This is a genomic window from Chromobacterium sp. CCUG 76385, from assembly GCF_059916625.1.
Window position 1 is genome coordinate 1 of record NZ_JAUCGU010000007.1, and the last position, 26,027, is coordinate 26,027.

The following is a 26,027-nucleotide window of genomic DNA, read 5'->3' on the forward strand; positions in this document are numbered from 1 at the left end:
CATCAGCAGATACAACCTGTGCATTGTTTGCAGGAAGCGGTGGGGAGAGGCTACCAACTTACAATTGGGACATAGCCAAAAAAAATGCCAACCCGAGGGTTGGCATTTTTTCTGCTGAGACAGACAGAATCAGACCACGACCGCCTCGATCGCCTTGGCGATGGCGCTGGCCCAAGTATCGGCCAGTGTCTTGTCGTCGGCCTCCACCATCACGCGCACCACCGGCTCGGTGCCGGACGGACGCAATACGACGCGGCCGCGGCCATGCAGCGCGGCCTCGGCTTCGGCCAGCGGCGCGGCGGCGGCGGCCTTCCAGTCGCAACCGTTATGGCGCACATTGATCAGCGTCTGCGGGAACGGTTGCCAGTCGGCGCAGATCTCGGCCAGGCTCATGCCCAGTTGCTGCACCGCGGCCAATACCTGCAGGCTGGAGATGATGCCGTCGCCGGTGCTGTGCTTGTCCAGGCACAGGATGTGGCCGGAGGCCTCGCCGCCCACCTGCCAGCCGTCGGCATGCAGCATTTCCAGCACGTAGCGGTCGCCCACCTTGGCGCGGCCGAACGGCACGCCCTGCTTCTGCAGCGCCAGCTCCATCGCCATATTGGTCATCACCGTGCCGACCACGCCGCCCTTCAGCGCGCCGCAGGCCGCGCGGGCCTTGGCGATGATGTAGATCAGCTGGTCGCCGTCGTAGACGCGGCCAGCCGCGTCCACCATGATCAGGCGGTCGCCGTCGCCGTCCAGCGCGACGCCGAAGTCGGCTTGGTGCTCCAGCACCGCCATCTGCAGCGTCTTGGGATACGTCGCGCCGACGCGCTCGTTGATGTTGTAGCCGTTAGGCTCGCAACCGATCTCCACCAGCTCGGCGCCCAGTTCATGGAACACCTTGGGCGCGATGTGGTAGGTGGCGCCGTTGGCGCAATCGACTACCAGCTTCAGCCCCTTCAGGCTCATCTCGTTGGGAAAGGTGCTCTTGCAGAATTCGATGTAACGGTCGGCGGCGCCTTCGATGCGGCGGGCGCGGCCCAGCTCCAGCGAGGCGTTGGTGGCCATCGGCTGATCCAGCATCGCTTCGATTTCCAGCTCCAGCGCGTCGTCCAGCTTGTTGCCGCCCTCGGCGAAGAACTTGATGCCGTTATCGTGGAAGGGATTGTGCGACGCCGAAATCACCACGCCTGCTTCCAGCCGCAGCGCGCGGGTCAGGTAGGCGATGCCCGGCGTCGGCAGCGGGCCGGTCAGCAAGACATTCACGCCTGCGGCAGTAAAGCCGGCCTGCAAAGCGGCTTCCAGCATGTAGCCGGAGATGCGGGTGTCTTTGCCGATCAGCACGGTGGGACGGCTGTCCTTGTCATGATCGACCAGCACGCGGCCGGCGGCATAACCGAGTTTCATCACGAATTCGGGATTGATCGGAAACTTGCCGACCTCGCCGCGCACGCCATCGGTGCCGAAATATTTGCGACTCATTACAGTGTTCTCTTTTCGGTTGAATACCGGACATAACGGTCTTGGGACCCATCAGTCCGGCATTTTGCCATTATCCCGGCAGGGAAAACCAGTTTCAAATCAAGATTCCTGCAGCGCCTGCCATAGCTGCAAGGCCTGGCGCGTCGCCTTGACGTCGTGCACGCGGATCACCGCCGCGCCGCGCCGCGCCGCCTCCAACGCGGCCGCCACGCTGGCGCCCAGGCGTTCCGCCGGCGCGGCCTCGCCAGTGATCGCGCCCAGCATGGACTTGCGCGACAGCCCCACCAATTGCGGCACGCCGGCGATGCGTTCGATCTCGTCCAAGCGTTTGAGCAGCGCCAGATTGTGTTCCAGGGTCTTGCCGAAGCCAAAACCCGGATCCACCAGCAGCCGTTCGCGGGCGACGCCGGCCTCTATGCACAGCGCCACCCGGCGCTGCAGATAATCGGCCACTTCGGCCACCACATCCTGATACTGCGGCTTGTCCTGCATGGTGTCCGGGTTGCCCTGCTTGTGCATCAGGCAGATGGCGGCACGGCTAGAAGCGGCCAAGGGCAGCGCGCCCTCATCCTCCAGCGCCGACACATCGTTGATCAGGTCCACCGCGCCCAGGGCCAGCGCCTCTCGCATCACTTCGGCGCGGCGGGTGTCCAGCGACAGCGGCGCGCCGAGATCGCGCAGTTTCTCCAGCACCGGCAGCACCCGCACCATTTCCTCTTGCGGGCTGACGAAGGGCGCGCCCGGCCGCGTCGATTCGCCGCCGATGTCCAGAATATCCGCGCCTTCGGCCAGCATCGCCTCCGCGCGGCGCAAGGCGTCTTCCAGGCGGTTGAAGCGGCCGCCATCGGAGAACGAATCCGGCGTGACATTGAGTATGCCCATCACCAGCGGACGGGACAGATCGAGCGTGAAACGCCCGCACAACAAGGTTTTCATCTTATCTCGCGCTCCAGATACCCTGACCAACCAGCGGGCAATAATGCAAAACCGGGCAAGCCCGTTGAGGCTTGCCCGGTTGGAGACGGTTGCAGGATCAGACTTCCTGAGCCGGATCGGACGTCGCCGACGAGGCAGCCGGTTCGGTTGGCTCGGCCGGCTTGGTTTCCTCCGGCTTGGCGGCGAAACCGGAACCCGGCTTGGGCGGACGCGGCGGCTTGCCGGCCATGATGTCGTTGATTTGCTCGGCGTCTATGGTTTCATACTCCAGCAACGCCGCGGTCATGGCCTCCACCTTGTCGCGGTTCTCTTCCAGCAGACGACGCGCCAGCGAGTATTGCTCGTCGATGATGCGGCGGATTTCCTGATCGACTTGCTGCAGCGTGGCTTCCGACAGGTTCTTGTGGGTGGTGATGGAGCGGCCGAGGAACACTTCGCCCTCGTTCTCGCCGTACACCATCGGGCCCAGCTTGTCGCTCATGCCGTAGCGGGTGACCATGTCGCGCGCCATTTGCGTGGCGCGCTCGAAGTCGTTGCTGGCGCCGGTGGTCATCTGGTTCATGAACAGCTCTTCGGCGATGCGGCCGCCGAACAGAATGGCCAGACGGTCCAGCAGGTAGCCGCGGTCGTAGGCGAAGCGGTCCTGCTCCGGCAGCTGCATGGTCACGCCCAGCGCGCGGCCGCGCGGGATGATGGTGACCTTGTGCACCGGGTCGGACTTCGGCAGCAGCTTGGCGACGACGGCGTGGCCGGACTCGTGGTAAGCGGTGTTGCGCTTTTCTTCCTCGGTCATCACCATGCTGCGGCGCTCGGCGCCCATCATGATCTTATCCTTGGCGGACTCCAGGTCTTCCATGTCCACCAGACGCTTGTTGCGGCGGGCGGCGAACAGGGCGGCCTCGTTGATCAGGTTGGCCAGGTCGGCGCCGGAGAAGCCCGGCGTGCCGCGGGCGATCACTTCGGCGTTGACGTCGGCGGCGATCGGCACCTTGCGCATGTGCACGTTCAGGATCTGCTCCCGGCCGCGGATGTCCGGCAGCGGCACCACCACCTGGCGGTCGAAGCGGCCCGGGCGTTGCAGCGCCGGGTCCAGCACGTCCGGACGGTTGGTGGCGGCGATCACGATCACCGTGGAATTGGTGTCGAAGCCGTCCATTTCCACCAAGAGCTGGTTCAGCGTCTGCTCGCGCTCATCGTTGCCGCCGCCGAGGCCGGCGCCGCGTTGGCGGCCGACCGCGTCGATTTCGTCGATGAAGATGATGCACGGAGAGTTCTTCTTGGCCTGCTCGAACATGTCGCGCACGCGCGCCGCGCCGACGCCGACGAACATTTCGACAAAGTCGGAGCCGGAGATGCTGAAGAACGGCACCTTGGCTTCGCCGGCGATGGCCTTGGCCAGCAGGGTTTTACCGGTGCCCGGCGAACCGGCCAGCAGGATGCCGCGCGGAATGCGGCCGCCCAGGCTCTGGTAGCGGGAAGGATCGCGCAAGTAATCGACGATTTCCTTCACTTCTTCCTTGGCCTCGTCGCAGCCGGCCACGTCGGCGAACATCACGGTGTTCGCGTCCTGGTCCAGCATGCGCGCCTTGCTCTTGCCGAACGAGAACGCGCCGCCCTTGCCGCCGCCTTGCATCTGGCGCATGAAGAACACCCACACGCCGATCAACAGCAGCATCGGGAACCAGCTGATGAAGATGCTCATCAGCATGGACGGCTCCTCCTCCGGCTTGGCGGAGAAGCGCACATTGTTCTTGATCAGGTCGTCCACCAGCTGCGGATCGTACGGAGCGAAAGTGGAGAAGGCGGTGCCGTCGGTCAGCTTGCCTTTCAGCCACTGGCCGCGCAGCGGATGCCCCTCTATGGTCAGGGACTGCACCTTGCCGGACTCGACATCGCTGACAAACTGCGAGTATTCGAGCTGGTTCTGGGTGTCCTGGCGCTTGCTGAACTGATTGAACACCGTCATCAGCACCAAGCCGATGATCACCCAGATGGCGATGTTTTTGCCGATATTGTTCACGAGTAGCGGACTCCTCTGTGCCCTGACTTTATTGGTTGCTTGTACGTTAAATGGCTACGATTGTACGCTCCGCGCCCATTCGTGTCAGCGGCGATGCTTGCCCAGCAGATAGATTTCGCTGGAACGATCGCGTGACGCCTTGGGTTTGCGGGTGACCACCTCGCCGAACAGCTCGCGCATGGCCTTGAGGTAATCCTGAAAATCGCTGCCCTGGAACACTTTGACGAGAAAGTGGCCGCCGGGTTTCAAATGATCGCGCGCAAAATCCAGCGCCAGCTCGCACAGGAGGAAACTACGGGCCTGATCGATGGCGCTCATGCCTGACATATTGGGTGCCATATCGGAAATTACAAGATCCAGCGCGCGGCCGCCCAATAATTGCTCGAACTCGCGCAACACCGCTTCTTCGCGGAAGTCGCCCTGGATGAAATCGACGCCCGGCACCGGGTCCATCGGCAGAATATCGAGCGCGAACACCTTGCCCTTGTCGCCGACGATGCGCGCCGCCACTTGCGACCAGCTGCCCGGCGTGGAGCCCAGATCCGCCAGCACGGTGCCGGGGCGGATCAGTTTATCCTTGTCGTTGATCTCCAAGAGCTTGTAGGCGGCGCGGGCGCGATAGCCGTCTTTCTGCGCCATTTGCACATATTGGTCGTTGACGTGTTCCTGCAACCAGGCGTTGCTGCTCTTGCTTCTTGCCATCTCGGCGCTTTCTGTGGTCTCAATGCTCAGGATAGCCGATGGACCGGCGGCGCACGGCGCTATCCTGTTGTTTTTCGGTTAATTCAGGCCCAAATTTGGGGCGGAGGGGCAAATTCTAGTAGAATCGCGTTTTGCTTTGAATTCCGTATTTCCATGAAAATTGAAATCAAGCCGTTTCAGCGCAAGTACCTGCAAGGTCTGGCGCACGGCATCGACCCGGTGGTAATGATCGGCAACAACGGCCTGACCGAGTCCGTAGTGCGCGAAATCGCCATCAATCTGGACGCCCACGAACTGATCAAGGTTCGCGTGCTCGGCGACGATCGCGAAGCCCGCGTCGCCATGTTCGAGCAGATCTGCGACGAGCTGGGCTGCGCCCCGGTTCAGCATATCGGCAAGCTGTTGGTGCTGTGGCGCCCCAGCGACAAGCAGCGCATCCCGCTGCCGAAAAACAAGCAGGCGATGAAGGACTGAGTCCGTTTGCCGGTAAACAAAAAGCGGTGGCCCAGCCACCGCTTTTTTGTTGCCTGCGCGGCACAGCGCCGGCCATCCAGGCGCGCGGCGCTTACTCGCTGCGCCAGATAAAAGCCAGGCCGAGCAGGCTCTGCACCAGGTAGATCAGGCTGGAAATGGCATGCCAGGTGGCGAAGCCGCCGCCGAACAGGCCCTCGGCCGCATGGTTCATCTGTTGCTTCAGCGTGACGATGATAGGCGCCACGCCAAACTGGTTGATCAGCGTGCACGCCAGCATGCCGACAATGAGCCAGAACGCCCCCTGCCTCAAGCCGGACACGCCATTGCGCCACACCAGGTCCACCATCAGGAACACGCCGCACACCAGCCCCACCCAGGCGATGACGGCGAACAGACGCCCGGCCACCATGCCGGCAGTCACCGCGTCCAGCGTTTTGAACAGCACCGGCGCCACGATCAGGCCGATTACCCACAAACCGCCAATCCAGAAAGTTTTGGCGAAAGCACGCAAGCCGTCCATTTTTCCCCCAGCAACAGAAAGCCGCTCATGAAAAACGCGCGATCAAGCATCGCGCGCGGTTCGGATTCAGGTCAGATGTACTTGACGTCGAGCACTTCGTACTCGCGGATGCCGCCCGGGGCCACCACTTCGGCCACGTCGCCGGCTTCCTTGCCGATCAGGGCGCGCGAGATCGGCGAGTTCACCGATACCTTGCTGACCTTGATGTCGGCTTCGTCGTCGCCGACGATCTGGTAGGTCACGTTCTCTTCGGTTTCCAGATCCATCAGTTCGACGGTGGCGCCGAACACGACGCGGCCATCGGCGTCCAGCTCGGCCGGATTGATGATCACGGCGTTGGACAGCTTGGCTTCCAGCTCGGCGATGCGGCCTTCGACGAAGGCCTGACGTTCTTTGGCCGCGTCGTATTCGGCGTTTTCCGACAGGTCGCCATGGGAACGAGCCTCGGCGATCGCCTCGATCACCGCCGGACGCTCCACGCTCTTCAGGCGTTGCAGTTCTTCCTTCAGAAGCTCGGCGCCGCGTACAGTCAACGGGACTTTGGTCATTACAATATTCTCCACAGGCGGTTGTCCGCCTTTATCAAAAGCACAAGCCGCCGTACAGGACGGCGGCTTGCACAAGCGGGTTTGAGCGGAATTGTAACGGCAAATCGCCTCCGCATCAAAGCCTACCGATGGACTGCTAGCCTCAACCCGCGATCTGCGCGTGCAATTGCTGCACGCTGTACACAGCGAAGGACTCGGCGTGCTTCATGCCCACGCACACCGCCTTGGCGGCGGACAGCGTGGTGTACTGCGGCACGCGCGCCTGCAGGGCGGAACGGCGGATCGAATGGCTGTCCTGAATCGCGGTGCGCTTCTCGTCCACCGTGTTGATCACCAGATCGATTTCGCCGTTCTTGATCATATCCACGATGTGCGGGCGGCCTTCGTTCACCTTGTTGACCACCTGCACGATCAGGCCGGCTTCGGTCAGGTGCTTGGCGGTGCCGCGTGTGCAGCAGATGCCGAAGCCCAGACGCTGCAGCTCGCGCGCCACATCCACCGCGCCGTTCTTGTCGCCGTCGCGCACCGACAGGAACACCTTGCCGGTCTTGGGCAGGCGGTCGCCGGCGCCCAGCTGCGCCTTGACGTAGGCTTCGGCGAAGGTTTTGCCCACGCCCATCACCTCGCCGGTGGACTTCATTTCCGGCCCCAGGATGGTGTCGACGCCCGGGAACTTGATGAAGGGGAACACGGCTTCCTTCACCGCGTAGAACGGCGGGATCACTTCCTTGGTGAAGCCCTGCTCGGTCAGGCTGATGCCGGCCATGGCGCGGGCGGCGATCTTCGCCAGCGGCGCCGAGGTCACCTTGGAGACGAAAGGCACGGTGCGCGAGGCGCGCGGATTCACCTCCAGCACATAGATGGTGTCGCCCTGGATCGCGAACTGCACGTTCATCAGGCCGACCACGTTCAGCGCGCGCGCCATGGCCTCGGTCTGGCGGCGGATCTCGTCCTGCAGCGCCGGGAACAGGCTGTACGGCGGCAGGGAGCAGGCGGAGTCGCCGGAGTGGACGCCGGCTTGCTCCACGTGCTGCATGATGCCGCCGATCACCACGTTCTGGCCGTCGGACACGCAGTCGACGTCCACTTCGATGGCGTCGTTGAGGAAGCGGTCCAGCAGCACCGGGCTGTCATTCGATACCTTCACCGCCTCGCGCATGTAGCGCTCAAGATCGGCCGGCTCGTGCACGATTTCCATGGCGCGGCCGCCCAATACGTAGGACGGGCGCACCACCAGCGGATAGCCGATTTCCTCGGCCAGCTTCATCGCCTCGGCCGGCGCGCGGGCGGTGCGGTTCGGCGGCTGCTTCAGGCCCAGCTCGTTCAACAGCTTCTGGAAGCGCTCGCGGTCTTCGGCGGCGTCTATCATGTCCGGCGAGGTGCCGATGATGGGCACGCCGTTGGCTTCCAGCGCGCGCGCCAGCTTCAGCGGGGTCTGGCCGCCGTACTGCACGATCACGCCGAACGGCTTTTCGATGCGGCAGATTTCCAGCACGTCTTCCAGCGTCAGCGGCTCGAAATACAGGCGATCCGAGGTGTCGTAGTCGGTGGACACGGTTTCCGGATTGCAGTTGACCATGATGGTCTCGAAGCCGGACTCGCGCAGGCTCAGCGCGGCGTGCACGCAACAGTAGTCAAATTCGATGCCCTGGCCGATGCGGTTCGGCCCGCCGCCCAGCACCATCACCTTCTTGCGGTCCGACGGGTTGGATTCGCACTCTTCCTCATAGGTCGAGTACATATAGGCGGTGTTGGTGGCGAACTCGGCGGCGCAGGTGTCGACTCGCTTGTACACCGGGTGCAGGCCCAGCGCCCAGCGCTTGGCGCGCACGGCGGCCTGGTCGGTGCCCAGCAGCTCGCCCAGGCGACGGTCGGAGAAGCCCTTGCGCTTCAGGCGGCGCAGCTCGGCGTAGTCCATGTCCTCGACCTTGCGGCCGGACAGCGCCTGTTCCTCGCCGACGATGTCCTCGATCTGCGCCAGGAACCACGGGTCGATCTTGCTGACGGCGTGGATGTCGTCGCGGCTCATGCCGATGCGGAAGGCGTCGGCCACGTACAGAATGCGTTCCGGTCCCGGCGCGCCCAGCTCGTGGCGGATGGCGGCTTCGTCGGTGGTGACCGAGTCGAAGCCGGACAGGCCGGTTTCCAGGCCGCGCAGCGCCTTTTGCATCGATTCCTGCAGCGTGCGGCCCATGGCCATCACTTCGCCCACCGACTTCATCTGCGTGGTCAGGCGGTCGTCGGCCTGCGGGAATTTCTCAAAGGCGAAGCGCGGGATCTTGGTGACCACGTAATCTATCGAAGGCTCGAAGGAGGCCGGGGTGGCGCCGCCGGTGATGTCGTTCTTCAGTTCGTCCAGCGTGAAGCCGACCGCCAACTTGGCGGCGATCTTGGCGATCGGGAAGCCGGTGGCCTTGGACGCCAGCGCGGACGAGCGGCTCACGCGCGGGTTCATCTCGATGACGATCATCTCGCCGGTGGCCGGATTGGTGGCGAACTGCACGTTGGAGCCGCCGGTGTCGACGCCGATCTCGCGCAGCACCGCCAGGGAGGCGTTGCGCATGATCTGGTATTCCTTGTCGGTCAGCGTCTGCGCCGGCGCCACGGTGATGGAGTCGCCGGTGTGCACCCCCATCGGGTCGAAGTTTTCGATCGAGCAGATGATGATGCAGTTGTCGTTCTTGTCGCGCACAACTTCCATCTCATACTCTTTCCAACCCAGCACCGACTGCTCGATCAGCAGCTCATGAGTGGGGGAGGCTTCGAAGCCGCGCTCGCAGATCGCCAGGAATTCTTCGCGGTTGTAGGCGATGCCGCCGCCGGAGCCGCCCATGGTGAACGACGGACGGATCAGCGTGGGGAAGCCGACCTTGGCTTGCGCCTCCAGCGACTCTTCCATGGTGTGGCAGACGAAGGACAGCGGGCAGGACAAGCCGATCTTGGCCATGGCTTCCTTGAAGCGGCCGCGGTCTTCCGCTTTGTCGATGGCGTCTTCGGTGGCGCCGATCAGCTCCACTTTATATTTTTCGAGCACGCCGTGCTTGGCCAGGTCCAGCGCGCAGTTCAGCGCGGTCTGGCCGCCCATGGTCGGCAGGATGGCGTCCGGACGCTCCTTGGCGATGATCTTTTCCACCACCGGCCAGCTGATGGGCTCGATGTAGGTGACGTCGGCCATGTCCGGGTCGGTCATGATGGTGGCCGGGTTGGAGTTGACCAGGATGACTTTGTAGCCTTCCTCGCGCAGCGCCTTGCAGGCCTGGGCGCCGGAGTAGTCGAACTCGCAGGCCTGGCCGATGACGATCGGGCCGGCGCCAATGATCAGAATGCTTTTGATGTCGGTACGCTTTGGCATGGCTTCTACTCTTTGATGACTTGTATTTTCCGGCCGCGCCGCACTCGGCGACGCGGCATGTTCACTATTGACCTTACAGGCTGGCCGCCGCCAGCTTGGCGCCGAATCCGACGAAGATGGCCCCCACCGAGCCACCCAGCGCCGCCGTCAGCTTGCGGCGGCGGCGAAAGGCCGCGGCCAGCTTGTCGCCCAGCAGGATCAGCATGGACAGATTGGCGATGCTGCAGCACTGCACGATGGCGCCGAGCGCGGCGAAGGTCAGCGCCGGGTGCGGATAGGCCGGATCGACGAACTGCACGAAGAACGATACGAAGAACAGGATGGCCTTCGGATTCATCAGGCTGATCAGCAGGGCCTTGCGGTACGGATGGCCGCCGGACAACGGCGACGCCGCCAAGGCGGACTCTTCGCCGCGACGCGCGCGGCGCCAGGCCAAGAGGCCGGACTTCAGCATATTGATGCCCAGCCAGGCCAGATAGCCGCCGCCGATGTACTTGACCACCGCGAACAACGCCGGATTGGCCTGCAGCAGGCCGGCCGCGCCGGTGGCCGCCAGCGTCATCAGGATGAAGTCGCCGCTGACCACGCCGCCGGCCGCGGCGAAACCGGCGCGCTTGCCGCGCTGCGCCGCCACCGACAGCACATACATGGCGTTCGGCCCCGGCAACAGGATGACGATCAGCGTGCCGATCAAGTAGGTGGTAAGGTCGGTAATGCCCAACATGATTCGACTCCGCCCTTACTGCCGCGCGGCCATCGCCGCGATGAAACGGTCGAACAGATAAGCCACGTCCTCCGGTCCCGGGCTGGCTTCCGGGTGGCCCTGGAAGGAGAAGGCCGGGCGGTCAGTCAGCGCGATGCCCTGCACCGTGCCGTCGAACAGCGAGCGGTGGGTGACGCGGACATTGGCCGGCAGGCTGGTTTCGTCCACCTGGAAGCCATGGTTCTGGCTGGTGATCATCACGCGGCCGCTGTCCAGATCCTGCACCGGATGATTGGCGCCGTGGTGGCCGAACTTCATCTTGGAGGTGTTGGCGCCGGTGGCCAGGCCCAAGAGCTGGTGGCCCAGGCAGATGCCGAACACTGGCAACTTGGTTTCCAGAATCTCGCGGATGGCGGAAATGGCGTAGTCGCACGGTTCCGGGTCGCCGGGGCCGTTGGACAGGAACACGCCGTGCGGATTCATCGCCAGCACATCGGCCGCCGGCGTCTGCGCCGGCACGATGGTCAGCTGGCAGCCGCGCTCGGCCAGCATGCGCAGGATGTTGTGCTTGACGCCGAAGTCATAGGCCACCACGTGGTAACGGGTGGACGACTGCACCTGGTAGCCCGCGCCCAGCTTCCATTCCTTCTCGGTCCAGGCGTAAGGCTTCTGGCAGCTGACCACCTTGGCCAGGTCCTGGCCGGCCATGGAGCCGAAACCGCGCGCCAGTTCCAACGCGCGCGCTTCGTCGATGTCGCCGGCCATGATGCAGCCGGCCTGGGCGCCCTTCTCGCGCAGGATGCGGGTCAGCTTGCGGGTGTCGATGTCGGCGATGGCGACGACATTGTGCTTTTTCAGGTAATCGGACAGCGAATCTTCAGCGCGGAAGTTGCTGTGCAGCAGCGGCAAATCGCGGATGATGAGCCCGGATGCAAAAACGGCGCGGGATTCGGTGTCTTCCGAATTCGCGCCGACATTGCCAATGTGGGGATAAGTGAGAGTGACGATCTGCCTGGTATAGGAGGGATCCGTCAGGATCTCCTGGTAACCGGTGATGGCGGTATTGAATACCACCTCACCCACCGTATGGCCGGTGGCACCGATAGCACTACCTTTGAAAAGCGTGCCGTCAGCCAAGACAAGGATTGCGGGGAGGTTTGACACTGGCTGGCTCCTGTTGCTTTGCCTGGGCGCTTACACAAAAACCGGCTGCGCCGGTTTCTGGTTTCACACCCTGGGATTTTCAAAATTCTTATGTGAATAACGGGACTCGGCGCCTGCGCCTGTCCCGTTTGGTTAAACCTTTCTATATTACCGCGCATTTTGCGACCGCACAATATCGATTAGCCGAATTTTGCAAAAAAACCGTCACATGCCGGTCTTGGACTGCCAACTGACGCTGGTCGGCCCGGACGGTTGCCCCAGCATCAGCATCAAGGGCTTGAGCGCATCGTACTTGTCGGGCGGGCTATCCGCCGTGCCGGCCATATGGAAGGCGCCGTTGGCCGGCCAGCTGCCCTGGCCGTTCAGCATCAGCGGGCCCTCCAGCGTGGACAGGTTCAGGCTCAGCCCTTGCGGCGTGCCGGACAGATCCAGCTGATAGCTGCCGAACGGCAGCGCCGTCGTCAGCGGGGTGGACGCGCCGCGCCACAATAATTGCGCGCTGCCGCTGATTGTCTTGCCCTGGCGCGCCAGCTGCGGGATGTTCAATTGCAGCTCGCCGCCCAGCCGCGCCGCCTGCCAGGTCTTGGACAGATTGGCCAGCGCCGCCACCGGCAAGGAGACGGCCAGCCCTCTCACCTCCTGCTTGCCGAATCCCAGCTGCACCAGCCCCGGCTGGCCGGCGCTGTCCACATGCCACGCCAGCAGGCCGGATAGCAGTGCGCGCGGCTGCCATTGCCAGGCCAGCGGGCTCATGGTCTGCACTTCGCCCGACGGTCCCAGATACACCAGCTGCGCGCTGCCGTTCCACACCGTGCCCTTGGCCTCGTTGACATCCCAATGCCGATCGCTGAGCCTGGCCACCGGCCACGACAGCCAACTGGCCGGCAGGGCCGACAGCGCGCCCGCCAGGAACAGCAGCGCCAGGGCCAAGCCCTTCCCTATCTTGCGCCTCATGCCTCCGCCCCCGCATGCGCCAGCAGCGCCTTGATCTTCACCTGCCCCGGCACCGGCTGCGCCTCCACCTTGACGTTCAGCACGCGCACCTGCTGCTGCGCCGACAATACGCCGGCGAAGCGCACCCAATCGTCAAACCCCATCACGCCTTCCATGCTGACGCCGGAATCGCCTTCGGGATTGAACTGGATGCCGCCCGGCAAGCCCTGGCCCTTGGCCGTTTGCTGCAGCAGCGGTATCAATTCCTTGGCCGGCAGCGGAGCCTGCGCCGGCTGGCGCTTCAATTTGGCCGCTTCGTCCGCCAGCGCCTGCACCATGCCCTGCTCCGCCTGCAAGCGCGCCACCGCCGCGCGGTTGCGCTGCAACGAGGCATTGGCCGGCTCCCATACTCCCAGATACAGGAAAGCCGCGCCCAGCACCGCCGCCATGGCCGCCAGCAGCCGCTGCTCGCGCACGGTGCGCTGCCGCCAGTAATCGAGAAACTGTTGTTTGTACGCTTTCATCGTCACGGCTCCCGCGCCACCACCAGTTGCTTGCTGCCGGGCTGACTGCTCGTCGCGTCCAGCATGATCTGCCGCGCCGCCAGCAGCTTGCGCCAGCGCGCCAGGCTTTCCGCCGGCACCTCCGCGACCTGCAGCTTCAGCCGGCCGGCCTCATATTCCATTTGGCGCACCTGCAGGTCGCGTCCGGCCACCGCCGCCAGCGCGCCCATCAGTTCCACCATATCGTCGCGCGCCGGCAGGCCATGGCTCAGCCTGAGCTTGTCCACCGCGCGCAGCATGGGCAAGGCGCTGCTGCCCGGCAAGGCCTGGCCGCCTATCCACGGCGTGGCGGCGCTCCTGATCTGCTGCGACAGGCTGTACTTCTGCCAGGCATACCAGGCGGACTGGCTCAGCGTCAGCGCCAGCTGCGCCGCGAGCAAGCCGCCCAGCAGCCAGCCCGCCCGTTTCAGCGACGGCGCCCAGTCGCGCCAACGCCGGTTGGCCGCCAGCTCGCCTTGAGCGAAGTCGAAGTGGCCATGGCGGCGGCCGCTGCGCCAATCGTAAGCCTCGCCGCGCGCGGTTTCGCCCTGCCACCCCGGCAGCCGCGACAATAGTTCGTCCGCGCTGTCCACCCCGCTCAGCTGCAAGCGGGCCGGCACGGCAGCGGTCAGCAACGAGCTGAACAGCGCCTGCTCCAGCGCCGCGCCGCCGCGCGGCAAGCTCGCGGCGAAAGGCGAAGCGGCGCGCACCAGCCAGCGGTCGGCCAGGCGCGTCACGCTCCAGCCGCCAGCCGGCGGCGGCGCCAGCAGGCACTCCTCCGGCACGATGCGGTCGCACAGCCGGCCCAGGCTCTTCAACATGGCCACGGCGCGGCGCACCGCCGCCGCCTCGGTCACAGCGACCGCACGCCGGCCGTCGGCCCCTGCGTCGCCCAGCGCGTACAGATTGGACGCCGGGTCATTGCCCAAGCCCTCTTCCAGCGCGAAGCCTATCACCGCAGGCGTCGGCTGCTTCACCGCATCCGGCAGTTTCACCTCGCTGAACAGCGTGCGGCCTGCCGGCAGCACTAGTTCGCAATGGTCGGCCTTGGGCCATCCTCCGGGCGTGCTGTCGCCCTGCGCGGCCAGTTCGCCGCGCGCGCCCAGCAAAGCCCACGGCAGGCCCGGCTCGCTATCGGGCCAACCCGCCCGCAGATAGAGTCGCAGCGTCGTCATTGATTTCTCCACCAGACCGCGCCGCCAGGGCGCGGTCGTCATTGCCATCCTGTCGCCACACCAGCCGGACGACATTGAGGTTGCTGTAAATCATCGCCCGCATCCGCAGCTTGGCCTTGCCATAGCTGGAGCGGCTGTCGAGCAGAAAATAATTGGAGGCGACGCCTACCATATTGCCGAAGTTGCTCTTGACCATATTGCCCGGCGGCCGGGCCAGAAAATCGGCCTTGTCGCGGTAGTAAACGGTCTGCCGCTGCTTCATCATCACCATCAGATTGCCATCGCCTATCCCCGGCATCAGCGTCTTCAGCACCTTGTCCGTGGCGGTATTGACGTTGATCGTCGTCGCCGTCGGCGGCAAGGCGGCGATGTGCGGCGACAGCTTGTCCATCACCTCTGGCGTGTAGCCCGGCAACCAGCGCAGCATTTCCACCCGCGCCAGCGGATGGCTGGGCCGCGGCGCCGCGCCCTGATCGGGCTGCGCCAGCGGGTCCTCGCTGTCCGACAAGCCGCGCAGCTTGCGCAGCAAGGGTTCGGACAAGGTGCTGGGCAGGCTCAGCGTCTTCAGCAGGTCGCGGTAAAACATCAGCTGGTCCTTATCCACCTGCCCGCCGTCATTGACCAGCGAGTTGATGTTGAAGCGCCCCTGCAAATCGGTCAGCGCGCCGCTGACCTTCACGCCCTGCGCCTCGGTCTGCGGCAGGGGCTGCGCCCAAAGCTGGGACAACGCCACCACGCCGTTGCCGCTGACATTATTGAAGCGCAGGATTTCCATCGCCCAGCCCAGGCCCGCCTCGGCCACCAGCCGCAGCTGGGCGCGGCTCTTGTCGTTTTCCAGCTGATGCCACCACAAGCCCTGCTGCCACAGCACCAGGCTGGCCGCCGTGGTGGCCAGCGCCACGATCAGCAGCGCCATGATCACCGCCATGCCGGACTGCCGCCTCATGGCAACACCCACAATCTATGCACCTGCCGCGCGCCCGGCATCGCGATGCGCATTTCCAGCCCGCGCGCGGACAGGCCCTGGCCACCGCCGCTGGGCCAGGCATCCTGCCAGCTGCCATCATTCAGCAACACACGCCAGCTCACTTTCATCTCCGCGCCCAATAGCGGATAGACCGCCGGCTGGCCGCCGCCGGCATCGCCGGCCGACCACGACAGTCCGCCCGCCCCGGCATGGTAGATCACACGCTCCTTGCCGCTGGGATAGCGGGTGGACACCGACTCCAACGCCAGCGTCTGGCCATTGCCATCCTGCTGCAAGGTCAGCGTGCTGGCGCCCAGCGCCTGGCCTTGCATCGGATCGGCCTGGCTGGCCTGCGGCTGCAGGCCTGTCAGGTCGCTCTCCAGCCGGCGGAAGGCGCGCGCGGCATCCACCCACTGCTGGCCGGTCTGCATCAGCCGCTCGCGGGCGATCAACAAGGAGCCGAATGCCTTGTATCCCATCACCGACAGAATGGCCAACAGGCTCATCGCCACCAGGATTTCCAGCAGCGTCATGCCGCCCTGCTTGCGCGCGCTCAACCGCCGCCTCCCGGCTGCTGCCTCAGATAGCCTGTGATCTCGGCCAGCACGTAGCGGCCGGCGCCCGGCGCCAGAATGCGCACCACCACCTTGCGGAAATTCGGATTCGGCGTGGTGCTTACCTCGCGCTCCCAGCGCCACTCCACGCCATCGGATTTGCTTTCGCCGGCCTGCTGCCCCGGCTCGGGAAACTGGCGCAGCGCCTGCATCGCGGCGATCTGGTTCTGCGCCTCCCAGTTGGCCTGCATCCGCCGCTCCATGCCTTCGGCGTTGTCGGCCGCCAGGCCGGTGGCGCGCAACAGCGCGCCCAGCGCCACCGCGATGATGGCCAGCGCGACCAGCACTTCGAACAAGGTGAAACCTGCTTGCCGCTTCATGAGCCGTCCGTCACGGTCACCCGCCCCAGCGGAGACTGCAGCACCGTCAGCTTGCGGCCCGCGCCGTCCAGTTGCAGCGCCAGAGCGGCGGCGCGGCCGTTCTGCCATAGCAACAGCGGCCTATCGGCTGGCCACGACTGGCCATCCAGCAACAAACCTCCGCCGGCGATGCCGTCCGGCCACGCGTGCGGCGCGAGCAATTCGTCGTTGACCTGGCTCCAGTTGCCGTTATCGTCCTGCCGCGCGAAAACATAGCCTTTGCCGTTCCAGCTCAAGGCCAGCATGTCGCCCATCTCGGCGGCGTCGCCGGCCTGCTCCAGCACGCGCGCGAAGCGGTAGCCCTCGTCGCTCAACAGACGATGGGTGTCCGGCCTCAGGCTCAGCGTGACGGTGGTGGCGAGGACGCCGATGATCAGCATCACCACCATCACCTCGATCAGCGTGAAGCCGCGCGCGCGCGCCGCCAGGCTCAAGTCCAGCCCTCCGGCTTACTTGCCGCTGTCCCAGTTGCCGATGTCGGCGTCGTTGCCTTCGCCGCCCGGCTGGCCATCGGCGCCGAAGCTCCAGATGTCGATCTCGCCATGAGTGCCGGGATTGGCGTATTGATACGGATTGCCCCACGGATCCTTGGGCAGGCGCTCCAGATAGCCGCCGGGCTTCCAGTTCTTAGGCTCCGGCGCGGCGGCCGGCTTCTGCACCAGCGCCTGCAGGCCCTGGTCGGTGGTCGGGTAGCGGCCGTTGTCCAGGCGGTACAGCTTCAGCGCCTGGCTGATGGCGCCGATGTCCTGCTTGGCGGCGACGATGCGCGCCTCGTCCGGCCGACTCATCACCTTGGGCACCACCAGCGCGGCCAGCACGCCGAGGATGACGATCACCACCATGATTTCGATCAGGGTGAAGCCGCGCTGGGCGGCGTGTTTGAGCTGTTTCATTGTGACTCCTGAGTTTCAATATCACCGCCCGAATCGATTTGGCGGGTTACAAGCTTGAATGGTCGAGATATGCCGTTCAATGCACCATCTGGTTCATGTCGATGATAGGCATCATGATGGCCAGCACGATCAACAGCACCATGCCGCCCATCACCAGGATCAGCAGCGGCTCCATCAGGGTGGTGAAGGTGGCCAGCTTGCGCTCGACCTCCTGCTCCTGCTGCTGGGCGGCGCGGTCCAGCATGTGCGAAAGCGTCCCGCTGGCCTCGCCGCTGGAAATCAGGTGGATCAGCACCGGCGGAAACTTCTTGCTGGCGTTCAGCGCGCGCGACAGCGAAATCCCCTCGCGCACCTTGTTCATCGCGTCGGCCACCGCGTCCTGCATCGGCAGCATGGACATCAGTCCGCGCGCGGTTTCCAGCGCGGTCAGCAGCGGCACGCCGGAACCGACCAGAATGGACAGCGTGCTGGCCATGCGCGCGGTGTTCAGCGCGCGGAACAGGCGGCCGAACACCGGCAGCTTCAGCACCCGCTCGTGGAAGCGGCGTTTCAGCGCCGGCGCGCGCAAGGCGCGCGCGGCCAAAAACACCGCGGCGACGATGGCAATCAGCAAGGCCACGCCCCACTGGCGCAGGAAATCGCTGCAGGCCATCAGGGCGCGGGTCAGAAACGGCAGCGTCTGCTTGGTCTGGGCGAAGACGCTGACCACCTGCGGCACGACATAGCTCATCAGGCCGGCCACCACCAGGATGGCCACCAGGGTCACCACCGCCGGATAGGCCAAGGCCAGCGTGACTTTCTGCTGCGTGTTCTGGCGCTTGTCCAGGTATTCCGCCAGGCGCGCCATCACCATGTCCAGGTGGCCGGATTGCTCGCCGGCCTGCACCAGCGAGCGGTACAGGGGCGAAAACACGCCGGGCGCGGCGGACAGCGCCTGGGCGAAGCTCTTGCCCTCCAGGATGTCGCTGCGCAGCGCGGCCAGCACCGTGCGGCTGCGCGGGTTTTCCGCTTGCTCGGTCACGGCGGTCAGCGCTTTTTCCAGCGTCAAGCCGGCATTCAGCAAGGTGGACAGCTGCTCGGTGATCATCACCAATTCGGCGCGCGGCAGGCCGCGGCGCAGCACATTGCTGGCCGCGCCGCCGGTCTTGGCATTGACGCTGTCCACCGTCACCGGCAGCAAGCCGCGTTCGCGCAGCTGCGCGCGCGCGGCGCGGGCGGAGTCGGCCTCCAACAGTCCGCTTTGCTCCTTGCCCGCCGCGTCGTAAGCGGTGTACTTGAAGGCGGCCATCAGCTCCTCGTCACCCGCAGGATTTCTTCCAGGCTGGTTTCGCCGGCCTTGACCCAGCGCAGGCCGTCGTCGCGCAGGCTGCGCATGCCGTGGCGCGCGGCATGGTCGCGCAGGCGCTGCTCGGAGGCGCGGTCATGGATCAGCCGCTGCATGGTGTCGTCCACCAGCATCAGCTCGTAGATGCCGTAACGCCCCTTGTAGCCGGAGCCGCCGCAAGCCGGGCAACCGACGGGCCGATAGTGCACCGCGGACGGATCGTCTTCCAGCGGCACCGGGTGCGGCGCCTTGCACTGCGGGCAGACGCGGCGCACCAGACGCTGCGCCATCACGCCCAGCAAGCTGGACGCCAGCAGAAACGGCTCCACGCCCATGTCGGTGAGCCGCGTCACCGCGCTGGCGGCGTCGTTGGTGTGCAGCGTCGCCAGCACCAGGTGGCCGGTCAAGGACGCCTGCACCGCGATCTGCGCGGTTTCCAGGTCGCGGATCTCGCCTATCATCACCACGTCCGGGTCCTGGCGCAGAATGGCGCGCAGGGCCTTGGCGAAGCTCATGTCGATCTTGGGATTGACCTGGGTCTGGCCCACGCCGTCCAGGTGGTACTCCACCGGGTCTTCCACCGTCATGATATTGGTGTGTCTGGCGTCCAGGCGCGACAGCGCGGCGTACAGCGTGGTGGTCTTGCCGGAGCCGGTGGGGCCGGTGACCAAAAGGATGCCGTGCGGCTGATTGATCAGTTTGTCGACCGAGGCCAGGGTGTCGGCGGCCATGCCCAGCGTGGCCAGGTCCAGCCGCGCGTTTTCCTTGTCCAAGAGACGCAGCACCACGCGCTCGCCGTGGCTGGTGGGCAGCGTGGAGACGCGCACGTCCACCGGCCGGCCGCCCAGGCGCAGCGAGATGCGGCCATCTTGCGGGATGCGTTTTTCGGCGATGTCCATGCCGGACATGATCTTGATCCGCGACACCATGGCCGCGTGCAGCGCGCGGTGCGGGCTGACCACGTCGCGCAGCGTGCCGTCCAGGCGGAAGCGGACGACGGAGCGGTCTTCAAACGCTTCGATGTGGATGTCCGACGCGCCGTCGCGCAGCGCCTGCGTCAACAAGGCGTTGATCATGCGGATGATGGGCGCGTCGCCCTCGCTCTCCAGCAGGTCCTCCACCGTGGGCAAGGATTCGACCATCTGGTTCAGGTCCATGTCCTGGCCGATGTCGTCCATCATTTCCGCCGCCGCGCCGTCTCGGCTGGCGTAGTGCTCGGACAAGCGCTTGTCGAACTGGGCGGCTGTCAAAGTTTCCGCGCCCACCAGCGGCCCGCCGTGCAGGCGCAGCGCCTCGGCCCAGGCCGCCGGCCGCGCGTCCTCGCGCAGCAGCAGCTGGCGGCCGCTCTCGCCATCCAGCAGAATCACCCCGTTGGCGCGGGCGAAGGGAAACGGCAGCAAGGTGGAGAGCTTGGCCGACATCATTGCGCTGCCTTGGCTTTGTCTTCCGCTTGGCTCATCGAATTCAGCGCATCGCTGATACCGCCCTTAGGCACCAGCTTCAGCATTTCCTTCGGATCCAAGGTCATTTTCTGATTTGCCGTCTCCACCGTGTCGGCTTTCAGGTAGCGATAACGCTCTTCCGCTACGGCGCGGTTGCCCGTTTCGTCGCGGATGATGGTGGGGCGGATGAAAATCATCAGATTTTTCTTGTCGTTGGACTTTTCCTGATACTTGAAAAAGTTGCCCAGGAAGGGAATATCGCCAAGCAGCGGCACTTTCTGTTCGGTATTGCCGGTATTTTGCTGAGTCAGGCCGCCCAGCGCCACCATGCCGCCATCGTTGACCGTCACCACGGTATCCAGGGTGCGGCGATTGAAGGTGGGGCCGGCGTCGTTATTCAGCGTCTGCGCGTCGATGGAATCGGCCGCCTGGCTGATCTTCAGGCGTATGGTGCCGCTCTCGGAAATCTGCGGCGTGATCTCCAGGCCAAAGCCCACCGTCTTGCGGTCATAGGTATTGTAAGGCGCGCTGCTGCTACCGCTTGAGCCGGCGGCATAAGCGGCAGTCTTGACGCCGACTTCCTGGCCGATGACGATCTTGGCTTTTTCATTGTCCATGGTGACCAGCTGCGGGCTGGCCACCAGATTGCCCTGAGCCTCATCCTCCAGCGCCTGCGCCAACAGTCCCAGCGTGGGGATCTGCACCCCGCCGACCGTGATATTGTTGATGATGCCAGCCGTCAAGCCGCCGCCGGTCAGGCTGTTGACCAGGTTGGCAAACGGGGTCGGCGTGGTGGCGGTGCTCTGGCCCACAATAGGCGGCGCCTTGGGGTAGCTGCCGCCGATCAGCCCGTTATTACCCACCTTGGCCGACCACTGCACGCCGATCTTGGTATCGCGGCTGGCCGACACCTCCATGACCAGCGCTTCCACGTAAACCTGGGCGCGGCGCTTGTCGAGCAAGTCGATCACATTGCGCAGGTTCTGGTACATCGGATCGGGCACGTTGAGGATCAGCGCGTTGCTGTTGCTATCGGCCTGAATCATGGCGCCGACGCCGACGCCGGCGGGGCTTGAGGAAGCCGCGGATGCGGCTGGCGCGGCATTATCCATCACGGGCGCGGCGCTGGGCGCCGTGTTGCCGTTGCCTGACTGGCTGCCACCTACGCCGCTCATCAGGCTGGCGCTGCCGCCAGAACCGGTGGCGCTGATGGTGCTGCGAGACTGAACCGGACTCCCTTCGCTGGCGAGCAATGTGCGCAGCGTCTTGGCCAGATCGGCGGCCTGGGCGTTCTTCAGATACACCACCCGCACATTGGAGCCGGCCTGGCTCGGCTGGTCCAGCACCTTCAGCAGGCTCTTGATCTTGCCTATCTTGCCTGGCGCGTCGGTCTTGACCATCAGCACATTGGCGCGCGGATCGGCCAGGATGCTGGTCTTGCCGCCCTCTGCGCCACCGTCCTGCATCAGCTTGTTCAAGGTGCCGGCCAATTCCACCGCCGAGCCGAACAGCACCGGAATCACCGCGGTGTCGCCGGAGGCGGCCGACTCCACCGACTCGATGATGGACTCGATGCGCTGGATGTTCTCGGCGTAGTCGGTGACGATCAGGGCGTTGGACTGCGGATAGGCCGCCACCGTGTTGTTGGGCGACACCAAGGGCCGGATCACCGGAACCAGTTGATTGGCGTTGCTGTTCTGCAGCGCGAATACCTTGGTGATCAGCCGGTCGCCGTCGCCGCGCGGCACGCGCTTGACCGCCCGGGCATGCAGCTTGGCGTCGGCCTCCGGCACGATCTTGATCACGCCATTGCCTTCCACTGCGGAGAAACCCTGCAGCCGCAACGACGACAGCAGCACCTGATAGGACAAGGCGCGCGGCACCGGCCGGCTGGACACGATATTGACCGTGCCCTTGACGCGCGGATCGATGATGAAGTTCTTGCCGCTGATTTCGCCTATCGCCTTGACCACGGTCTCGATGTCGGCGTTGACGAAGTTGAGCATCACCGTGTCGTTCTGCGGCGCCGCCAGCAGTTGACAGCTGTAGACCAAGGCCAGGGTGGCGACGAGTTTGGAAATTCGCATTGCACTCTCTTATTGGCGAATCATCGCGGCAGGATCGACCGCGGGTTGGGGCGGAGCATCGGGTACGGAATTCTGGCTGGGCACCGGCACCGGCACCGGCACCGGCACCGGCACTGCGCCGGGCATCGGAGGGGGCTGCATCTGGCCGGGCGCCTGGGGCGGCGGCTGCGTCGCGGCGTCCGCGCCGCCCGCACCGCCATTGCGGGCCTGCAGCGGAACGAACTGCTCGCTGCCGCCGGAACGGATGGTCACGCCATTCGGCGCGACTTTCACCAACTCCCAGCCGTCAGCGGTTTGTTTGCCCTGCAGCAGCGGTTCGGCATGGCCGTTGTTGTCCACGATGGCGAAACCCAGGACGCCGGGCAGCGAAGGCGCATACACGCCCAGCAGGCGCAGCGGCGGCAGCGCGGCGGCCTGCTGCTGCGGCGCCTCGCCAAACCAGTGTCCCTGAGCCACAGCCGCCGCCGCGGCCTGCGGCTGGGCCGGCGCCAGCGCCCGGTACGCGCGCGACGACGGGGATAGCCAGCCGCTCAACTGCTGGCCAAGCCAGAACACGGCAATGCCCACCGCCAGCGCAGGCAAGGCTTTGTGCCATTGCGCGCCCGGCAAGCGCAGCTTGTCGAAATTCAACTTGCCGACCAACTTGTTGTGATCCCCGAGACCCATCGACTTCCCGCCATCAAAAATTATGCTGAACACATCCCGCCTTGGCACGCTAGATTAAGCAGCAAGGCGGCGATTTTGCAATAGCTTGCAAGTAGTTTTGATGACAGATCAAATTTCAGCCATCGTTAATATTTACAAGCGAACCATAAGGAGACTGGCTTGCAAGCCTCATGCCGCAAACATTTCAATCCTTGCGGCATGGAATTTTCTGCATTCTCGCATAAAAAACGCCACGGCATGCCGTGGCGTCATGATAAATCAAAGCAAGCTCAGAACTGGGCTTCATCCAGCGCCAGCACGCTATCCGCCCCGCGCACGATGGCCGCGGCCAGGCCGGACGCCTGCGGCAGCAGATGTTCGGCGAAGAAGCGGGCGGTGACGATCTTGGCGTTCAGGAAATCGGCGTCCGCGTCAGCCTCCTGCAGCTTGTCTTTGGCGATCAGCGCGGCGCGGCCGAGCTGCCAACCGCCCAGCACGATGCCCATCAGCTTCAGGAACGGCACCGAACCGGCGGCGGCCAGTTGCGGCTGGCTGCCGAAGGTTTCCAGAATGAAGGCGACGCAGCTCTCGGCATCGGCGATGGCGGACGCCAGATTGCCGGCTATGCTGTCGAAACCCGCGGCCTGCAGCTTGGTGACGGTGGACTGGGCCTCGCCCAGCAGCGCGCGGGCGGTGACGCCATGCTCGGCCGCAGTCTTGCGGCCGATCAGGTCCAGCGCCTGGATGCCGGTGGTGCCTTCGTAAATGGCGGTGATGCGGGCGTCGCGATAGTACTGGGCGACGCCGGTTTCCTCGATGAAGCCCATGCCGCCGTGCACCTGGATGGCCAGGCTGGTGATCTCGTTGGCCTGCTCGGTGTTCCAGCCCTTGACGATGGGGATCAGGAAGTTCAGCAGCGCCTGGTTGCGCGCGGCCTCGGCAGGGGCCGGATGGCGGGCGGCGCGGTCCAGCGCGGCGGCGGCGTAGAAGGTCAGCGCGCGCTGCGCTTCGATCTGGGCGCGCATGGTCATCAGCATGCGGCGCACATCCGGGTGCTGGATGATGGCCACGCCGGCCGGGTCCGGCGAACCGACGGCGCGGCTCTGCACGCGCTCGCGGGCATACTCCACCGCCTTTTGATAGGCGCGCTCCGACACCGCCATGCCCTCGATCCCCACGCCCAGGCGGGCGTGGTTCATCATGGTGAACATATAGTTCAAGCCCTTGTTGGGCTCGCCCACCAGATAGCCGACCGCGCCATCGTTATCGCCAAAGCTCATCACCGCCGTCGGGCTGCCGTGTATGCCCAGCTTGTGCTCCAGCGACACGCAGCGCACGTCGTTGCGCGCGCCGAGCGAACCGTCGGCATTGACCAGGAACTTGGGCACGATGAACAGCGAGATGCCCTTCACGCCGGCCGGCGCGTCCGGCAGACGGGCCAGCACCAGATGGACGATGTTCTCGGCCATGTCGTGCTCGCCCCAAGTGATGAAGATTTTCTGGCCGCTGATGCGATAGCTGCCGTCCGCCGCCGGCACCGCGCGCGAACGCACCTGGGCCAGGTCGGAGCCGGCCTGCGGCTCGGTCAGGTTCATGGTGCCGGTCCATTGGCCGCTGGCCATCTTCGGCAGATAGATATTCTTCAGCTCGTCAGATGCGTGGTGATGGATGGCCTCCACCGCGCCCAGCGTCAAAAGCGGCGCCAGGGAGAACGCCAGGTTGGACGAACACCACATTTCCTCGGCCGCCGCCGCCACCAACGCCGGCATGCCCTGGCCGCCATATTCCTCCGGCGCGCGCAGGCCTACCCAGCCCGATTCCACATATTGCTGCCAGGCGTCCTTGAAGCCCGGCGCGGCGGTCACTTCGCCATCCTGCCACTTGGCGCCCTGATCGCCCTGCTTGTTGATCGGCGCCAGCACGCCTTCTGCGAACTTGGCCGCCTCTTCCAGCACCGCGTCGGTCAGCTCGACCGAGCACTCGCCGTAGCCGGGCAGACCGCAGATCGCCGGCAGATCGGCCAGCTCGTTCAGGGCAAATCGGATGTCTTTGACTGGGGCGTGATAAATCATCGCGCTTCTCCTCTGTTTCTCTCGCGTTGGGCCGCCAAGGCGGACCGTAAAAAAACCGGCGCTCAACTCTTGGGCGCCGGCTGCTGTTGTTGGTTCCGGCGGCTATGCTGCCTGCTCGGTCGGGGGCACGTGCGGCCGCCCCCGGCTGCCTCTTATTTCGACAGTTCGGCCATCAGTTCCGGCACCACGGTGAACAGATCGCCCACGATGCCGTAATCGGCCACCTGGAAGATCGGCGCCTCTTCATCCTTGTTGATGGCGACGATGACCTTGGAGTCCTTCATGCCCGCCAGGTGCTGGATCGCGCCGGAGATGCCGACGGCGATGTACAGCTGCGGCGCCACGACCTTGCCGGTCTGGCCAACCTGGTAGTCGTTCGGCGCGTAGCCGGCATCCACCGCGGCGCGCGAGGCGCCCACAGCGGCGGCCAGCTTGTCGGCCAGCGGCTCGACCACCGCTTTGAACTGTTCTTCCGAACCCAGCGCGCGGCCGCCGGAGACGATGACCTTGGCCGAACCCAGTTCCGGGCGGTCGGACTTGGTCAGTTCCTGGCCGACAAACACCGATACCTGGCTCTCTGCGCCGGCGGCGATGCTTTCCACCACTGCGGCGCCCCCCTGGTCCGCCGCGTCGAAAGCGGTGGTGCGCACGGTGATCACCTTGATCGGGTCGATCGACTGCACAGTCGCCATCACGTTGCCGGCGTAGATCGGACGGACAAAAGTGTCGGCCGATTCAATGGCGGTGATTTCGGAAATCTGCGCCACGTCCAGCAAGGCGGCGACGCGCGGCAGCAGGTTCTTGCCGAAGGACGAGGCCGGGGCCAGCACGTGGCTGTAAGCCTTGGCCAGGCCCACCACCAGCGAGGACAGGTTTTCTGCCAGGCCATGGGCGTATTGGGCGGCGTCGGCCAACAGCACCTTGGACACGCCGGCCAGATTCTTGGCGGCATCGGCGGCGCCGGCGGCGTTGTGGCCGGCCACCAGCACGTGCACTTCGCCCAGCTTGGCGGCGGCGGTGACGGTATTCAGGGTGCCTGCTTTCAGGCTCTGGTTGTCGTGTTCAGCGATAACGAGAATAGCCATGTC

General features: G+C 65.1%; 24 protein-coding genes. 1 reads left to right on the forward strand and 23 read right to left on the reverse strand.

All coding sequences use genetic code 11. From position 1 onward, the window contains the following. Positions 1–129: 129 nt before the first annotated feature. The 4 genes from glmM to rlmE form a co-directional block, all read right to left on the reverse strand. Positions 130–1,467 (reverse strand): phosphoglucosamine mutase, encoded by a 1,338-nt coding sequence (gene glmM, locus QUG01_RS06785; protein WP_500829463.1) that lies wholly within the window; start codon positions 1,465–1,467, stop codon positions 130–132. A 99-nt stretch (positions 1,468–1,566) separates the two neighbouring features. After that, positions 1,567–2,403 (reverse strand): dihydropteroate synthase, encoded by an 837-nt coding sequence (gene folP / locus QUG01_RS06790; protein ID WP_500829464.1) that lies wholly within the window; start codon positions 2,401–2,403, stop codon positions 1,567–1,569. A 97-nt stretch (positions 2,404–2,500) separates the two neighbouring features. Continuing rightward, the gene (gene ftsH, locus QUG01_RS06795) at positions 2,501–4,423 is read right to left on the reverse strand and encodes an ATP-dependent zinc metalloprotease FtsH (RefSeq protein ID WP_500829465.1); all 1,923 of its coding nucleotides are present in this window, start codon (positions 4,421–4,423) and stop codon (positions 2,501–2,503) included. Positions 4,424–4,507: 84 nt separating this feature from the next. Then, entirely contained in the window at positions 4,508–5,125 is a 618-nt protein-coding gene (rlmE, locus tag QUG01_RS06800; protein WP_500829466.1) for a 23S rRNA (uridine(2552)-2'-O)-methyltransferase RlmE, read from the reverse strand. 153 nt (positions 5,126–5,278) lie between these two features. On the opposite strand from rlmE, the gene yhbY reads away from it, so the two are divergent. Continuing rightward, the gene (yhbY, locus tag QUG01_RS06805) at positions 5,279–5,599 is read left to right on the forward strand and encodes a ribosome assembly RNA-binding protein YhbY (protein ID WP_043621842.1); all 321 of its coding nucleotides are present in this window, start codon (positions 5,279–5,281) and stop codon (positions 5,597–5,599) included. A gap of 91 nt (positions 5,600–5,690) precedes the next feature. Here yhbY and QUG01_RS06810 read toward each other — a convergent pair whose 3' ends face one another. The 19 genes from QUG01_RS06810 to QUG01_RS06900 form a co-directional block, all read right to left on the reverse strand. Further along, a complete protein-coding gene (locus QUG01_RS06810) occupies positions 5,691–6,119 on the reverse strand; it encodes a DUF4149 domain-containing protein (protein WP_500829467.1) in 429 nt (142 codons plus the stop codon). 71 nt (positions 6,120–6,190) lie between these two features. Continuing rightward, positions 6,191–6,667, reverse strand: a complete 477-nt coding sequence (gene greA / locus QUG01_RS06815; protein WP_043621847.1) for a transcription elongation factor GreA — start codon at positions 6,665–6,667, stop codon at positions 6,191–6,193. 142 nt (positions 6,668–6,809) lie between these two features. Next, positions 6,810–10,019 (reverse strand): carbamoyl-phosphate synthase large subunit, encoded by a 3,210-nt coding sequence (gene carB, locus QUG01_RS06820; protein ID WP_500829468.1) that lies wholly within the window; start codon positions 10,017–10,019, stop codon positions 6,810–6,812. Between the two features lie 73 nt (positions 10,020–10,092). Then, the gene (leuE, locus tag QUG01_RS06825) at positions 10,093–10,743 is read right to left on the reverse strand and encodes a leucine efflux protein LeuE (protein WP_500829469.1); all 651 of its coding nucleotides are present in this window, start codon (positions 10,741–10,743) and stop codon (positions 10,093–10,095) included. A 15-nt stretch (positions 10,744–10,758) separates the two neighbouring features. Next, positions 10,759–11,886, reverse strand: coding sequence for a glutamine-hydrolyzing carbamoyl-phosphate synthase small subunit (carA, locus tag QUG01_RS06830; RefSeq protein WP_500829470.1), 1,128 nt, complete (start codon positions 11,884–11,886; stop codon positions 10,759–10,761). 204 nt (positions 11,887–12,090) lie between these two features. Beyond that, positions 12,091–12,840, reverse strand: coding sequence for a type II secretion system protein N (locus QUG01_RS06835; RefSeq protein ID WP_500829471.1), 750 nt, complete (start codon positions 12,838–12,840; stop codon positions 12,091–12,093). Beyond that, the gene (locus QUG01_RS06840) at positions 12,837–13,343 is read right to left on the reverse strand and encodes a type II secretion system protein M (RefSeq protein WP_500829472.1); all 507 of its coding nucleotides are present in this window, start codon (positions 13,341–13,343) and stop codon (positions 12,837–12,839) included. The genes QUG01_RS06835 and QUG01_RS06840 overlap by 4 nt, the downstream gene beginning before the upstream one ends. 2 nt (positions 13,344–13,345) lie before the next feature. Then, positions 13,346–14,536 (reverse strand): type II secretion system protein GspL, encoded by a 1,191-nt coding sequence (gene gspL, locus QUG01_RS06845; protein ID WP_500829473.1) that lies wholly within the window; start codon positions 14,534–14,536, stop codon positions 13,346–13,348. Further along, a complete protein-coding gene (gene gspK, locus QUG01_RS06850) occupies positions 14,493–15,482 on the reverse strand; it encodes a type II secretion system minor pseudopilin GspK (RefSeq protein WP_500829474.1) in 990 nt (329 codons plus the stop codon). The genes gspL and gspK overlap by 44 nt, the downstream gene beginning before the upstream one ends. After that, positions 15,479–16,060, reverse strand: a complete 582-nt coding sequence (locus tag QUG01_RS06855; protein WP_500829475.1) for a type II secretion system protein GspJ — start codon at positions 16,058–16,060, stop codon at positions 15,479–15,481. Before QUG01_RS06855 ends, gspK begins: the two co-directional genes overlap by 4 nt. Beyond that, positions 16,057–16,437 carry a type II secretion system minor pseudopilin GspI gene (gene gspI / locus QUG01_RS06860; RefSeq protein WP_500829476.1) on the reverse strand — a complete coding sequence of 127 codons (381 nt, stop codon included), beginning with the start codon at positions 16,435–16,437 and terminating at the stop codon, positions 16,057–16,059. Before gspI ends, QUG01_RS06855 begins: the two co-directional genes overlap by 4 nt. After that, on the reverse strand, positions 16,434–16,910 hold the full coding sequence (locus QUG01_RS06865) for a prepilin-type N-terminal cleavage/methylation domain-containing protein (RefSeq protein WP_500829477.1): 477 nt from the start codon (positions 16,908–16,910) through the stop codon (positions 16,434–16,436). The genes gspI and QUG01_RS06865 overlap by 4 nt, the downstream gene beginning before the upstream one ends. A gap of 15 nt (positions 16,911–16,925) precedes the next feature. Further along, positions 16,926–17,369, reverse strand: coding sequence for a type II secretion system major pseudopilin GspG (gspG, locus tag QUG01_RS06870; protein ID WP_103316516.1), 444 nt, complete (start codon positions 17,367–17,369; stop codon positions 16,926–16,928). A 76-nt stretch (positions 17,370–17,445) separates the two neighbouring features. Then, complete coding sequence (gspF, locus tag QUG01_RS06875) at positions 17,446–18,657, reverse strand: type II secretion system inner membrane protein GspF (RefSeq protein ID WP_500829478.1); 1,212 nt, start codon at positions 18,655–18,657, stop codon at positions 17,446–17,448. Continuing rightward, the gene (gene gspE / locus QUG01_RS06880; protein WP_500829479.1) at positions 18,657–20,117 is read right to left on the reverse strand and encodes a type II secretion system ATPase GspE; all 1,461 of its coding nucleotides are present in this window, start codon (positions 20,115–20,117) and stop codon (positions 18,657–18,659) included. Before gspE ends, gspF begins: the two co-directional genes overlap by 1 nt. Continuing rightward, the gene (gene gspD / locus QUG01_RS06885) at positions 20,114–22,222 is read right to left on the reverse strand and encodes a type II secretion system secretin GspD (RefSeq protein WP_500829480.1); all 2,109 of its coding nucleotides are present in this window, start codon (positions 22,220–22,222) and stop codon (positions 20,114–20,116) included. Before gspD ends, gspE begins: the two co-directional genes overlap by 4 nt. A gap of 9 nt (positions 22,223–22,231) precedes the next feature. Further along, positions 22,232–22,888: a type II secretion system protein N gene (locus QUG01_RS06890; protein ID WP_500829481.1), complete on the reverse strand. Its 657-nt coding sequence runs from the start codon at positions 22,886–22,888 to the stop codon at positions 22,232–22,234. 269 nt (positions 22,889–23,157) lie between these two features. After that, on the reverse strand, positions 23,158–24,939 hold the full coding sequence (locus QUG01_RS06895) for an acyl-CoA dehydrogenase (RefSeq protein ID WP_500829482.1): 1,782 nt from the start codon (positions 24,937–24,939) through the stop codon (positions 23,158–23,160). A gap of 152 nt (positions 24,940–25,091) precedes the next feature. Next, the gene (locus QUG01_RS06900; protein WP_500829483.1) at positions 25,092–26,024 is read right to left on the reverse strand and encodes an electron transfer flavoprotein subunit alpha/FixB family protein; all 933 of its coding nucleotides are present in this window, start codon (positions 26,022–26,024) and stop codon (positions 25,092–25,094) included. Positions 26,025–26,027: the final 3 nt, after the last annotated feature.

Coding starts and splice junctions, on each gene's coding strand:
- gspF (WP_500829478.1), bottom strand. CDS start 18,657: ATGGCCGCCTTCAAGTACACCGCTTACGACGCGGCGGGCAAGGAGCAA.
- gspE (WP_500829479.1), bottom strand. CDS start 20,117: ATGATGTCGGCCAAGCTCTCCACCTTGCTGCCGTTTCCCTTCGCCCGC.
- gspL (WP_500829473.1), bottom strand. CDS start 14,536: ATGACGACGCTGCGACTCTATCTGCGGGCGGGTTGGCCCGATAGCGAG.
- QUG01_RS06840 (WP_500829472.1), bottom strand. CDS start 13,343: ATGAAAGCGTACAAACAACAGTTTCTCGATTACTGGCGGCAGCGCACC.
- gspI (WP_500829476.1), bottom strand. CDS start 16,437: ATGAAGCGGCAAGCAGGTTTCACCTTGTTCGAAGTGCTGGTCGCGCTG.
- QUG01_RS06890 (WP_500829481.1), bottom strand. CDS start 22,888: ATGGGTCTCGGGGATCACAACAAGTTGGTCGGCAAGTTGAATTTCGAC.
- glmM (WP_500829463.1), bottom strand. CDS start 1,467: ATGAGTCGCAAATATTTCGGCACCGATGGCGTGCGCGGCGAGGTCGGC.
- QUG01_RS06900 (WP_500829483.1), bottom strand. CDS start 26,024: ATGGCTATTCTCGTTATCGCTGAACACGACAACCAGAGCCTGAAAGCA.
- gspK (WP_500829474.1), bottom strand. CDS start 15,482: ATGAGGCGGCAGTCCGGCATGGCGGTGATCATGGCGCTGCTGATCGTG.
- leuE (WP_500829469.1), bottom strand. CDS start 10,743: ATGTTGGGCATTACCGACCTTACCACCTACTTGATCGGCACGCTGATC.
- yhbY (WP_043621842.1), top strand. CDS start 5,279: ATGAAAATTGAAATCAAGCCGTTTCAGCGCAAGTACCTGCAAGGTCTG.
- gspG (WP_103316516.1), bottom strand. CDS start 17,369: ATGAAACAGCTCAAACACGCCGCCCAGCGCGGCTTCACCCTGATCGAA.
- greA (WP_043621847.1), bottom strand. CDS start 6,667: ATGACCAAAGTCCCGTTGACTGTACGCGGCGCCGAGCTTCTGAAGGAA.
- QUG01_RS06835 (WP_500829471.1), bottom strand. CDS start 12,840: ATGAGGCGCAAGATAGGGAAGGGCTTGGCCCTGGCGCTGCTGTTCCTG.
- QUG01_RS06895 (WP_500829482.1), bottom strand. CDS start 24,939: ATGATTTATCACGCCCCAGTCAAAGACATCCGATTTGCCCTGAACGAG.
- carB (WP_500829468.1), bottom strand. CDS start 10,019: ATGCCAAAGCGTACCGACATCAAAAGCATTCTGATCATTGGCGCCGGC.
- gspD (WP_500829480.1), bottom strand. CDS start 22,222: ATGCGAATTTCCAAACTCGTCGCCACCCTGGCCTTGGTCTACAGCTGT.
- QUG01_RS06810 (WP_500829467.1), bottom strand. CDS start 6,119: ATGGACGGCTTGCGTGCTTTCGCCAAAACTTTCTGGATTGGCGGTTTG.
- folP (WP_500829464.1), bottom strand. CDS start 2,403: ATGAAAACCTTGTTGTGCGGGCGTTTCACGCTCGATCTGTCCCGTCCG.
- rlmE (WP_500829466.1), bottom strand. CDS start 5,125: ATGGCAAGAAGCAAGAGCAGCAACGCCTGGTTGCAGGAACACGTCAAC.